Below are 11480 nucleotides of genomic sequence, written 5' to 3'. Positions count from 1 at the left end.
CGTCAAGGCTCTTTTTTTGGATGCTGCATCCGTCCTCGACCTCGGAGAGGTCACAGATCCCTCATAGCGGAATGTCTGGGCTTTAGATACATTGGGCTACCGGTTGGAAGGCGGCGCCACGGGTTAGATCAACTCTAAGGCTACTTCCGAGCAAAAATGGCGGCCGGCCGGGGTTAGGCGGAGACGCTCCGCATCCGATTCGACCCAGCCGCGATCCAGTAGCCGCCGTACTCCCCGCTCCTCCAGTTCCAGACCCGTCAGCGATAACCCCTCGTTCAGCCGCAGGCCGAGCATGATCCGTTCGGTGCGCAAAGTGTCCTTGTCCAAGTGTTCCGACTCGAACGGGAGCGGCAGGCCGGCTTCCACGGCCTCGCAATAGCCCAGCGGATGCTTGAGGTTGGTGTACCGCCGGCCCTCGACCATCCCCACCGCACCTGGACCATACGCCGCGTACTCCTCGGCGTGCCAGTAGCAGAGGTTGTGGGCACACTCCCGGCCGGGTTTAGCGAAATTGCTGATCTCGTACTGCCGGAATCCCGCGGCTTCGGTTCGGGCCACGCACTCCTCGTACATCGCCACCTGCTGATCGTCGTCCGGCTGAGTGAGCTGGCCGCGGAGGTGGCGCTTGTAAAATGCGGTGTTCGGTTCGATCGTTAGGCAGTAAAGGGAGAGATGCTCCGGTTCCAAGGCCAGCGCCCGGTCAAGGTTTCGCCGCCAGGCGTGGATGCTCTGATTCGGAAGGGCGAACATCAGATCGAGATTGACGTTATCGAACCCTGCCTCCCGAGCGGCGCCCACCGCTCGCTCGATATCTCCCGCCTTGTGCACCCGTTCCAGGGCGATGAGGTCGGAATCGAGAAAGCTCTGAGCGCCCAGCGAGATCCGGTTGAAGCCAGCTGTTCGCATCGCGGCAAACTTTGAGTGGTCGACCGTCCCCGGATTCGCTTCGCTCGTGATTTCCGCGCCATCGAGCGGCGGGTGAGTTTCCAGTACGGCCTGGAAGATGCGCAGAAGCGAGCCTTCGTCTAGATAGGTTGGCGTACCGCCGCCGAAGAAGATCGTCTTCGCCGGTCGTCCAGCCCACGGCGAACGCTGGATATCTGCAACGATCGCCTCCACCGTGCGCCCCACGATCTCCCCCTGCATCGCGTACGAGTTGAAGTCGCAGTACCCGCACTTGCTCGGGCAAAACGGGATGTGAACGTAGACAGCAAGAGGGGAACGGTTAGCCATACAGTTCGGGCGGTAGATCTTCTACGTACAGTTGCAGCGTCGCAGTAGAGGCACGTTCGGTAGCACTGGTGAAAATCAGCCGTTTCGTCCCTCCGCGTACGGAGAATCCCTGAAGGTAGTCGGGCGTTTCTATTAGCGCTTGCTGGGAAGCATCTCCTGAGCCGGTCGATCGGCGGGCAAGGTGGCGAAGTGAGGGTCTCGGTGAACTAGAACCGCGCGACGATCAACTGCAGTCGCGGCAATTAACGTGTCAACCGTAGCAATCCGCGCGGTCGCAGCATGGCGTAAGTCGCGGGCAAGGTGGACGATGGATTCCGTGAACGGAATGACCTCTGCGACGGCCTCTTGGATCCCCTGTACGGCGCGGTCAGCCGCCTCACGCGAACCCGTCTGGTGGAACACGGCAGTGTCAATCTCGAACAGGGTCAGTGCCGAAATACCGACGCTGTTCTTGGCGTCCAACAGGATCGCTTTCACACGCTCTGCCCCGGCTTCGTTAAGAAGGGCGGCGAGAGCGCCAGACGTATCGAGCAGGTGGGTCACAAGCTACCGTCGAGGCGTGCGTCTTCCTCACGCCAGCGAAGGAATGCATCGACCCCGCCCCCCTGCTGCTTTAGATAAGGCTTCAGCAAGCCGCTCAACCTCTCGACGGCCTCCTCACGAGAGACCGCTGGCCGCAACTTAAGAGCACCGTCCTCGGTCCGCTCCCATTGGATCGGGCTACCTTTATGAAGCCCAAACTCTTCAGCAAGGTCTTCGGGAAGGGGTACCGATCCTTCTTCTAGGATTACGAGCGACATAGCTCTATTGTATCGCGAGCCGAAGACACATTCTCGGTGCGTTTAGTTGCCGGCAATTGTGTTCCGCCTCTTCGGCGTCCTCGCCGATGAGCGAACGTACGTTCGCCCCTGCCGCTACTTCAGCGAGTAGAAAGCGAGGCCGAGACCGGCGAGGGCAAGGATGATCACCGGCACCGCCGGGATCTTTCGGTTAATTCACGTCGAGCCGACGCTGCACATCAGCTTGTGATAGCCGTAACCGGTCAGCGCTCCCAGAACCGCTCCTGCCGCGAGACGCAAAAACATTAGCTCCAACTTACCCGCGAGGCGCATGCGCCCCTGGTCCCATCTCTAAATGGGCCGACTTTGCATTTGCAGCCCCTCTCCGCAATAATAGAGCCTCGATGAAGCTCATTCGTTACCTTCTCTATGCGGTTGCCGTCGCCACTATCGTTGCCTGTGGCGGAGGAGGAAGCGGCACAACTTTCGATCGGCAAGGCGTCCTCTTCGCGCCTAATAACCCTCAGGGGGTTCTCGCCGGGACTGCCGTTGACCTGCTGCTGGTTACCACCGCAGTAAACAGCACTGAGCCTGGCCACACGTTCACCGCCAACGTCGACTCCTCGGACATCCCGTCCATCGATCATCGCAGTTGGACTGGAACCGTCGGTCCTGTGAACGCCGTGGACTACCACGTGATCACCGTCCACATTCCGGACGGGCTTGCCGAAGGAACCCACCTTCACCTCCAAGTAGCCCGCTCGTCCGAGACCTCACCGATCAGCCTCGGGCTTGTGAGCAGTTACGAACTGATCGTCGGCAGTTCCACCGTGGTGGGCGCATTCCAGGGGCAAGGACCTGTCTCAGGAAATCCTGGGAGCACGGTAACCGGCACCCTGACGTTGACTTCGATCGGAAGCGCCCACGGGCTCGTTGAGTTCACCGGCCAATTAGGCGGAGTATCGGTCAACCCTCAGAGCGGCAACATCGCCGCAAACGGGGCTCTCTCCGCGACGGTCTCCTACCATATCCCTGCTACCGCGACCCCCGGAAGCACGATCGACGTTCCTGTCTTCTTCAGGGCGAGGACGAACGATGGGTTTGCCATGCTCCATGTGCAGGTCGCGGGCAACTTGCCGGGCGACTTCACCTTCGGCACGAGCACCAATAGCGTCCTGTTGACCCCGGGTGCGACCTCCCAGGCGATCACCGTCACCGCCAACCCGCAAAACGGATTCACTGGGCTGATCACCGTTACCGCGACCGCGACGGACCCACGGGTCACGTTATCGTCGCCGACGACGAATCCGTTCACGATCAACGTGGCCTCGGCCTCCCCCGGAACCACGACGATCCACCTGCAAATGTCCCAGCAAGGACAGGGGCAGGGCCAGAGTTCCGTAACGCTCAGCGCCACCGGCGGCGGGCATACGCACACCGCAACCATCCAGGTCCAGTCCAGCTAAAAACAGAAAAAGGGTTGCCGGCGATTCGCCGGCAACCCTTTTTCTATGCCTCAGTTAGCGGCGCTCTTCGCTGCTTCCCGGAACGGGACCATCTCGATGTTGCTGATCCCGATCAGGCCACAGTTGTGGCCATTGAGCATCTTTGATCGGATGATCTTAATCGTCGCGGTCGTGGACTTGCCCGAGTTCCACGTCATTCTCGCCTTGTAGTACCGGCCGAGCCCGGCGTGGAATGAAGGGCTGACCTGGCCGTTCGCCGAGATTTCGCAGTCCGGAACCCACTCTTCGGTGGCCACCTGATGGGGCGGGGTTCCTTCCTCGATGTGTCCGCTGAGGCTGATGCAGTTAAAGGTGATCAGGTACTGCGTCTTTGGCTGGCACTTCACGGTGGTCGACCAAAGCATAAGCGGCTCGACGCCACCGGCATTGGCAAAGAAGACTTTCTCCTTGCCCGTCTTCTTAATCGGAGATCCGAAGGACTCGGGAGCGATAAGGTGGTGCAACTGCGGCCGGTCGAACGCAGCGGCAATCGTGTAGGCGCCCGGCCAAAGGCAGTCGACCGCCGGCTTCGCGTAGGGCAGGTCGGACGTAAAGCCGGTGTTCCCCTGGGAGAAGTCACCGTTTACGATCAGGTTCTGGCTCGCCGTCCCCTCGTTCCCGCTGGCGACCACGGCGCAAGGAACAACGATCAAGCCCAGCAAGAGGGGACGAAGGAAACGAGGTGTACCTGACATGGCTTTATTCTAGACGGCTTGAGTGAGGAGCAAGTTACGCGCGCTCCTAGTGCGCGGCGGCCGCGTCGCCTCCTCCGGCTCTTCGCTTCATCAGCAGAAGGCAGGGGATGGTAAGGGCGAACATGATGCCGATGAGGACGTGGGCGTTGTTCACCGCCATCGTGTACGCCTGCCGCGTGATCTGGCCATCGAGCAGGGTGTGGGCGCCCGCTTCGGCGCGCTGCAAATCGAATCCCTTTGCGTAGAGCGCTCCCTTCAGCATGTTCGTGCGGTCGTCGGCCAGCGGGTTGCCGCTGTACATCCGAGCCGCCAGATCGTAGCGGTGGAAAGCGGTCATCCGCGTAACATAGGTCGACAGGGCGGCGATTCCAAACGATCCGCCGAGCTGCCGCGCCAAGCCGAGCAGCGCCGCGCCTTGCTTCACCGATTCCGCCTTAAGACCGGCGACGCCGGCGACGATGACGGAAAGCATCAGCAAGCCGATTCCGATCCGGCTGAGGTCGAGCGCAAGTTGCGCGTCGCTCTCGTTGCTGGACGAGGTCATGTGGCCTAGCATCCACATCGAGATCATCATGATCAGAGCGCCGGCCATTGACAGATCGCGCCCCGGCACCTTCTTCTGCATCATCATGCCGGTGGCCATCATCGTGAACGCCAGGAAGAGTCCGGGGGCGAACATGAAGAGCCCGCTCTTTAGCGGCGTAAACCCGAGCACGACCTGGGCGAACAGCGGGAAGAGATAGAGCCCTCCGTAAAGGCCGAAACCGGCGACGAACATGACGACCGTGGCCCCGCTAAGTCCGCGATCTTTCAGTACCCGAAGATCGACGACCGGCGAGCGGTTACGCGGCGAGATCTGCCACAAGACGAACCCGAGAGTCGCGACGACGCCGAGGATCGTCAGCTTCAAGATCAGCTGATCCGCGAGCCAGTCGTTCTGCTGTCCCTCCTCCAAGACGTACTGAATCGAGCCGAGCCCGGCCGTGAGCAAACCGATGCCGAGCCAGTCGATCGTTCCTCCCTTCTGGGCTCCCGCTCCCCGGTAGTACCTTCCGATGAGGTACATCGATAACAAGCCGGTTGGGATGTTGATGTAGAAGATCCAGGGCCAGGCGTAGTTGTCAGTGATCCATCCGCCAAGCGTCGGCGCGAGCGCAGGGGCGGTGGTGATACCGAGCGCCCAGATGCTCTGCGACAACGTCGCCTCATGCTTCGGGAAGATCTCGGCCAATGCGGCCTGCGTCATTGAAATCAACGGCGCGCCCGCGGCGCCTTGAATGAGCCGGAACAGGATCATCTCGTTCAGGTTCGTCGCGAATCCGCACAGCGCGGACGACACGATGAACATGGCGATCGAGACCAGCATGTACCGTTTGAGTCCAAACCGCGTTGCGAGCCATGCCGTCATCGGCAGAACAATTACGTTGGCCAGGATATAAGAGGTGCTGACCCATCCGATCTCTTGAAAGGTACAGCCGAGGTTGCCGGCCATCGTCGGCAAGACCGGGTTGATGATACTGGTGTCGAGCACCTCCAGAATCGAGGCGAGGACGAACCCCGCCAGCAGTATCCAGCGGGCGTTTCCATACGCCCCGAGCTCGCGCAGGGGTTGAATCCTGGAGCTCGGAGCGGTTGCGGTCGCGCTGGCCATGGCTTACTGCCTCCCAGCGGTGTCTACAGTGGCGATCACCGACATTCCCTGTCGCAAGCGGTCGATTCCGGGGTTCTCGTCCTTGTCGAAAACGATCTTGACGGGAACCCGCTGAACGACCTTGGTGAAGTTACCGGTCGAGTTATCCGGCGGCAGGAGCGTCGTGGCGGAGCCGGTGGCTCGAATCACTTTGCCTACGCGGCCGTGGAATTTCTGCCCAGGAAAAGCGTCGACTTCCACGTCGGCCGGCTGCCCTTCTCTCACTCCCCCGAGTTGGGTCTCTTTGAAGTTGGCCATTACCCACACCCGGCTTCCGCGAGTGATCGTGACGACGGTTTGGCCCGGATTAATAGCCGTCCCGACGTTGGCGCTGTGCTTCACCACGTAGCCGTCGCACGGAGCGTATAGGAAGGCGTCGCCGACCGCGACCTGCGCCCGCTCAACCGCCGCTTTAGCCTGCAGCATCTGGGCCTTCGCTGTCGCGATCTGCTTCTCCTTCAGGGTGATCTCTTGCGCCCCCGCTTGGGCGGATTGCAGATCGGCGTTCGCCTTCTGCCCCTGTCCCTCGTTCGTTTCGACGTTCGCCCCCTGGATGCCGACCTGCGTTTCGCCCGCTCTGACCAGTTGCAGACCTTCCTTGGCGACCTGCACCTGCTTGGCGGCCACCTCGGCCTGGTTCTCCATCGCCCGCACCTGCGCTTCCGCTTGCGTCACCGCGGACTTGGCCTGGGCGACCTGGGAATCGGCGGCGGCGGCGCGCTGCTCAGTACTCACCAAGTTTGCGTTCGCGGTCGCCGCCGCGGCGACGGCTGAGTCGTATTGCTGCTTGGAAACTGCTTCATCCGCGAAAAGCTTCGCGTACCGCTGGAGGTCTTGCGCCGCCCGGTCCGACTCCGCCTTGGCGGAGTCGACGGCGGAGCGAACCGCCGCCGCATTGCGAAGGGCCGTCTCAACCGCCTGTTTGGCACTGGTAAGGCCCGCCCTGGCTCCTTCTACCGCCGCCAGTGCTTGCGACGCCTGCGCCTTCGCGGCGGCGATCTGCTGCTGAGCCTGCCGCTCCTGGCTTCGGATCGTGTCCGCGCTCAGCCGAACCTGTAGGCGCGAACCCTGAGTTTTGGCGGCCTGAGTGGCGATCGTAGCCTGAGAGCCCCGGATCGCGGCCTCGGTCGAGAGTTTGGTAAAGGCTAGCGAAGCTTCCGCCTGCGGCACCTGAGACTCTGCCGCGAGCAGGTTCGCCTTCGCTTGGGCGAGCTCGGCGCTAGAGCCGTTGTTGCTCAGGCGAGCGATGAGCTGCCCCTTGTGGACGAAATCACCATCCTCCACCGTCAGCTCGGCGAGGGTGCCGGAAACGGTTGGGCTGATGTTGACGAGGTCTCCGGTGACGTACGCGTCGTCCGTCTCCGCGTGGGTTTTGCCGAACGAGTAGCTGGCCCACCCCTTGGAGCCGGCGGCGAGGACGATCGCCCCGGCGACGATGGCCAGGATTGCCTTGCGAGCGACGCCGGCCGGCTTTGCCGCGACCGATTCGGGCGCGGGGGCGGCACTGTCGACCGGTTCGCTGGGCGTGTCGACCGGAGGGTGCGACGAGGTAACGGGGGTTCGAGATTCGTGGTTTGCCTGTTCTTTGATCATTGCTCTCCTCGGGGGGCTTACGGGATCAAGGGTCGGCTCACGGCTCGCGATAGGCGGGCCTTGGCCGTGAGGAGGTCGTAGGTCGCTTGGACCTGGGCGGCTTGGGCCGCCGTTAACTCAGATTGGGCGTCCGTCACTTCGCTGTAAAGGCCGACTTGGGATTCGAATCGTTGCTGCGCCAGCTTGCGCGCCGCCGTCGCGGCGGTGAGCGCCACGTTCGCGGCGTCCAACCGCTTTCGCTCCGTTTCCACATCGAGGGCGGCGTTCTGAACTTCGAGCGAGATGCTTCGCCGCGTCTGTTCCTGGCGAGCCTTCGCCGCGTCGACACCGGCGCGGGCCTCGTGGACCTGTTCCCGCGTCAGTCCACCGTCCGAGATCGGAAACGACAGACCGAGCGTCAGCGCCACGACGTTCTGTCGCGGTGAAACAAAAGATGTGGTCGGGTACCGGTTACCGGAGAGAGAGAAGATCACCGAGGGGGCGTTTCCTGTCTTGGCGATGCTAACCCCCTTCTCCGCTGCTTGAAGGTCGATGCTCGCGGCAAGTGCTTCAGGGCGCTTGTCGAGTGCCTGAGCGATGAGCGCCGCTCTCTCGTCTGGTCCGAGCGCGTTCTCCTTCTGATCGGATTGGCCCGGGTCGACGAGGGCGAGCGGGGCATCCAACGGCCGGTTCAATTGGTCATTGAGCGCGCTGCGGGCGGAGTCGAGCTCGTTTTGCCGCCGGACCAACTCGCGCTCGGCTTCCGCCACCTGGCTCTCGGCGCGGAGCGTATCGATCTTTTGACCGACTCCGCCCTTGTACAGCCGCTCGGCGACCGACGCCTGTTCTCGATAGGCGCTGAGTGAGGCATTGGCGACGCGGACGTTCTGCTCGGCCCGAAGAACGGCGTAGTAAACCGTGGTGGTGTTGAGGTCCTGGTCCTCCACCGTCGAGCGGAGCCGGTAGGCGGCGGCCAGCGACCGGAGCTTGGCCTGGGAGGCGATCATTCCGAGCTGCTTCGAAATGTCGAGGTCCTGCGACAGAACAAGCGAAAGTTCCTCCTGGTTGTTCGGCGCAAGCTCGAATTCCGATTTCGAGCCGGGAAAGCTGATTGTGGTGCGATCGTCGAAGCGAGTCGCAGAGGCCCGGAAGCTCAGCTGGGGGCGGCGGCGAGACTGATCTTGGCCGAGCCGTGCCTTCGCCGCGTCGTACTCGCTCTGCGCGTTTTTCACCGCGGTGCTGTATTGCTCGGCGGCGCGGATAGCCTGGTCGAGGGTCAGCGGAGTTGGCCGCGAGTCTCCGCCCGCTTGAGCTGCGACGGCAACGGCGATGATTCCTGCAAGGGCGCTCACAGTCTCACTGCCTCCCCTCGATTAACGTCGCATTCAAATTTGTACATTGGTTCACCTTCTCTTTTCAAGCGTTCATATGTTTGCTTGTTGAGCAGATCATACACCATGAAAACAAAAAATCTTACATCGCGTAAAAAAATGATACAATCAGGTCACATTGACCTGGTGAGAAACGTCTCACCTATTGAGAGAACGAATGAATATCGCTGAAACGGACCAAGGAAACATCCGCCCGAGCATGAAGGAGCGCCAACGCCAGCTCCGGGAGGACGCGATTCTCGACGCCGCCGTCGAATTTCTGCAAACGAAGGGGTTCAACGCGATGACCCTCGAGGACATCACGGAGGCGATCGGGATCTCCCGTCCCACGCTGTACCAGCACTTCAGCTCCAAAGAAGATGTGCTGATCCACGTTGCCATGCGCAACCTGCAGCGGACGAGCCAATACCTCCAGGAGATGGATCCCACGCGCCCCGCAACCGACCGGCTGCGGGAGTTCATCGCCTGGTCGATCGCGAACAAGTTCGGTCCGGATAAGGTTACGTTCTACGACATGACTCGTCTGGTGCTTTCCTGTGGCGGCTCGGACCCGCGGCTGCTGAAACCTCAGAGCGCGTTCATGAAGGACGTTGAGAAGCTCATTGAGCAAGCCCAACAGGAGGGCGGGGTGCGTACGGATGTTCGCGCCATGCTGCTTGCAGAGGTGTTCGTGGGAACGATCAAGAGCATCACCTTCAACCGGCTCGTCGTGGAAGGGCACACCACCGCCGCCGAGATCACGGCGGGGCTGACGAACCTGATATTCGTAAAGCCTACGTCGTAGCCTGTTGGTCTCGTAGCCTGCGGCTATTAGTCGGGGTACGAGGCTCTACCGAGGATGATGGTTATTCACAAGTCGGATTTCATTCCCCTCATCTAGTTGGCCCGTAGCCCGTGGCTTTAGCCGCGGTTCAAGGTTCTACCGGGGATAAATCCCCGGGCTACGGGGTGAATCTGTTTTGTCAACGTGCTTTTGGTTGAAGATCATAATCTTCGGGCTACGGGAACGCCAACGACTGTCAACGTTCGTCGGACGCCTGATGTTCCGAGTCACAAGCCCGATTCAAACCACCCATCCCGGACCTAACGCGAAGCGTTGTAGCCGCAGGTTGGCTCGTACCTGCGCGAGCATGTCGGCTGATCCGTATGTTTGGTGTTAGGCGAAACATTCTCGCGCAGGTACGAGCCAACCTGCGGCTACACGTCCTTCGGGCGTAGGGAATCGTGTCGATTCGCTCGCCGGTTCGCTCACAAAAACGTGGTGGGAGCCGATGCTACTTAGCGGACCGAAGGCGGTAGAGCCCTGCGCCGTGCGACGCGATCGTCGGCGCGAACTCCCGCTCCGCTAGGCCGAGATCGCGTCTCTGCCACAGGTCGCGAACCCGAACCCGGCCCCCGAGCCCTAACTCCTGCAGCGAGACCGAAACCCGGCCCGTCGTCTGAGTATTGAACAACGCGAGGTACTTATCCGCCGAGCCCGGAACATCGGCGATCCAACCAAAAACACCATCGCGGTGGAACAGCTCCCGGTTGTTGGTGCTCGCCTGGTCGACCCGAATCACTTCCGGATTGGTGAGGAGCGAAAGCGTAAAGTCGTCCAGCTTCGTCAGGTCGGCGCCGATCATCAGCGGGGATCGCGCGATGCTCCAAAGCGTCATCAGCGTGATCTGCTCGTCCGGAGTAAACCGGGTCTTCGAGCGCCCCATCTGGATCATGCCGATGGGGAGCATGTCCGCGTCAGGAAAGTGGCCGGGGGCTCGGTACGGCGTCCAATCTCGTAGCCGCCGGAACTGGTCGAGCAGGCTCGGCCAGTTGTCCCAGAAGTCGTCGCTGATCCGCCACATGTTGGCGTGGTTTTGCACGTGCTCTCCCGCCGAGAGCGGAGTTTCCCCCGGCGACGTGCTGAAGACGATACGCCGTTTCGACCGGTCGATCGCGGTTCGAATCGCCTCGATCTCCGGGAGGTGGTACGGCCTCGAAAGGTCATCGACCTTAACGAAGTCGATCCCCCAATCTGCGAATTGGCGGAAAACCGAGTCGTAGTACGCCTGTGCCCCCGGCTTGGTCATATCGACCCCGTACATGTCGCCGTTCCACGGACAAACGCTCTTCCGGTCCGCGATATCCGCGGCCGTGAAGGAAGTTCCCTTGACCGGAGTTTTCGACTCGACGGCTTGACGCGGGATGCCGCGCATCAAGTGGACTCCGAACTTCAGGCCCCGATGGTGCGCGTAGTCGGCAAGCGCTTTGAACCCTTTCCCATCCGCTGCCGAAGGGAACTTGTTGAGCGCCGGCTGGAGCCGTCCAAACCCGTCCATCTCGAGCTTGGCCCCCTGCCGGTAATCGAACCCGGTGGCGTTCGGCTCGTACCATTGAATGTCGACCACGACGTACTGCCACCCAAACCGCTTGAGCTTCTCCGCCATCACGTCGATATGCGCGCGGGTCTGAGCTTCGGTGACCGTCGTGGCGAACCCGTCCCAACTGTTCCACCCCATCGGCGGCGTCTTCGCCCAAGACCAGTAATTTGGCTGGTCGGCTTTGCCGGTTGTGCCCGAACCGAGTAAGGCGATCAACGGGAGCAGGCTAGAAAAGATCATCGTGAGACCGCTATC

The 11480-nt window shown here is 61.5% G+C and carries 10 protein-coding genes; 2 read left to right on the top strand and 8 right to left on the bottom strand.

Annotated elements, in window-relative coordinates:
* Positions 1-123: 123 nt before the first annotated feature.
* The 3 genes from hemW to OP10G_RS05190 all read right to left on the bottom strand — a co-directional run bounded on the left by hemW (position 124) and on the right by OP10G_RS05190 (position 2033).
* The gene (hemW, locus tag OP10G_RS05200; protein WP_025226944.1) at positions 124-1233 is read right to left on the bottom strand and encodes a radical SAM family heme chaperone HemW; all 1110 of its coding nucleotides are present in this window, start codon (positions 1231-1233) and stop codon (positions 124-126) included.
* Between the two features lie 132 nt (positions 1234-1365).
* The gene (locus OP10G_RS05195; protein ID WP_025226945.1) at positions 1366-1776 is read right to left on the bottom strand and encodes a type II toxin-antitoxin system VapC family toxin; all 411 of its coding nucleotides are present in this window, start codon (positions 1774-1776) and stop codon (positions 1366-1368) included.
* On the bottom strand, positions 1773-2033 hold the full coding sequence (locus OP10G_RS05190; RefSeq protein WP_025226946.1) for an AbrB/MazE/SpoVT family DNA-binding domain-containing protein: 261 nt from the start codon (positions 2031-2033) through the stop codon (positions 1773-1775). The genes OP10G_RS05195 and OP10G_RS05190 overlap by 4 nt, the downstream gene beginning before the upstream one ends.
* A 383-nt stretch (positions 2034-2416) precedes the next feature.
* Here OP10G_RS05190 and OP10G_RS05185 point away from each other — a divergent pair, with 383 nt between their 5' ends.
* Complete coding sequence (locus OP10G_RS05185; protein WP_025226947.1) at positions 2417-3478, top strand: hypothetical protein; 1062 nt, start codon at positions 2417-2419, stop codon at positions 3476-3478.
* A 50-nt stretch (positions 3479-3528) separates the two neighbouring features.
* Here OP10G_RS05185 and OP10G_RS05180 read toward each other — a convergent pair whose 3' ends face one another.
* The 4 genes from OP10G_RS05180 to OP10G_RS05165 are packed head-to-tail and all read right to left on the bottom strand — an operon-like array spanning position 3529 to position 8826.
* Positions 3529-4212 carry a hypothetical protein gene (locus OP10G_RS05180; protein WP_025226948.1) on the bottom strand — a complete coding sequence of 228 codons (684 nt, stop codon included), beginning with the start codon at positions 4210-4212 and terminating at the stop codon, positions 3529-3531.
* Between the two features lie 46 nt (positions 4213-4258).
* Positions 4259-5863: a DHA2 family efflux MFS transporter permease subunit gene (locus OP10G_RS05175; protein ID WP_025226949.1), complete on the bottom strand. Its 1605-nt coding sequence runs from the start codon at positions 5861-5863 to the stop codon at positions 4259-4261.
* 3 nt (positions 5864-5866) lie between these two features.
* Positions 5867-7495 (bottom strand): HlyD family secretion protein, encoded by a 1629-nt coding sequence (locus tag OP10G_RS05170; protein WP_025226950.1) that lies wholly within the window; start codon positions 7493-7495, stop codon positions 5867-5869.
* 17 nt (positions 7496-7512) lie between these two features.
* Positions 7513-8826 (bottom strand): TolC family protein, encoded by a 1314-nt coding sequence (locus tag OP10G_RS05165; protein WP_025226951.1) that lies wholly within the window; start codon positions 8824-8826, stop codon positions 7513-7515.
* Positions 8827-9022: 196 nt separating this feature from the next.
* Here OP10G_RS05165 and OP10G_RS24045 point away from each other — a divergent pair, with 196 nt between their 5' ends.
* Positions 9023-9649 (top strand): TetR/AcrR family transcriptional regulator, encoded by a 627-nt coding sequence (locus OP10G_RS24045; protein WP_025226952.1) that lies wholly within the window; start codon positions 9023-9025, stop codon positions 9647-9649.
* 490 nt (positions 9650-10139) lie between these two features.
* On the opposite strand, the gene OP10G_RS05155 is transcribed toward OP10G_RS24045, so the two are convergent.
* Positions 10140-11465, bottom strand: a complete 1326-nt coding sequence (locus tag OP10G_RS05155) for a glycoside hydrolase family 27 protein (protein ID WP_025226953.1) — start codon at positions 11463-11465, stop codon at positions 10140-10142.
* Between the last annotated feature and the right edge of the window lie 15 nt (positions 11466-11480).

Source organism: Fimbriimonas ginsengisoli Gsoil 348, assembly GCF_000724625.1.
Lineage (GTDB): Bacteria > Armatimonadota > Fimbriimonadia > Fimbriimonadales > Fimbriimonadaceae > Fimbriimonas > Fimbriimonas ginsengisoli.
Note: the sequence above shows the minus strand (reverse complement) of the source record. Positions and strands in the feature narration are given on the sequence as shown.

What these genes read in the sequence shown, in the direction of transcription:
- hemW (WP_025226944.1), bottom strand. Translation starts at nt 1,233, where the DNA reads ATGGCTAACCGTTCCCCTCTTGCTGTCTACGTTCACATCCCGTTTTGC.
- OP10G_RS05190 (WP_025226946.1), bottom strand. Translation starts at nt 2,033, where the DNA reads ATGTCGCTCGTAATCCTAGAAGAAGGATCGGTACCCCTTCCCGAAGAC.
- OP10G_RS05185 (WP_025226947.1), top strand. Translation starts at nt 2,417, where the DNA reads ATGAAGCTCATTCGTTACCTTCTCTATGCGGTTGCCGTCGCCACTATC.
- OP10G_RS05180 (WP_025226948.1), bottom strand. Translation starts at nt 4,212, where the DNA reads ATGTCAGGTACACCTCGTTTCCTTCGTCCCCTCTTGCTGGGCTTGATC.
- OP10G_RS05175 (WP_025226949.1), bottom strand. Translation starts at nt 5,863, where the DNA reads ATGGCCAGCGCGACCGCAACCGCTCCGAGCTCCAGGATTCAACCCCTG.
- OP10G_RS05170 (WP_025226950.1), bottom strand. Translation starts at nt 7,495, where the DNA reads ATGATCAAAGAACAGGCAAACCACGAATCTCGAACCCCCGTTACCTCG.
- OP10G_RS24045 (WP_025226952.1), top strand. Translation starts at nt 9,023, where the DNA reads ATGAATATCGCTGAAACGGACCAAGGAAACATCCGCCCGAGCATGAAG.
- OP10G_RS05155 (WP_025226953.1), bottom strand. Translation starts at nt 11,465, where the DNA reads ATGATCTTTTCTAGCCTGCTCCCGTTGATCGCCTTACTCGGTTCGGGC.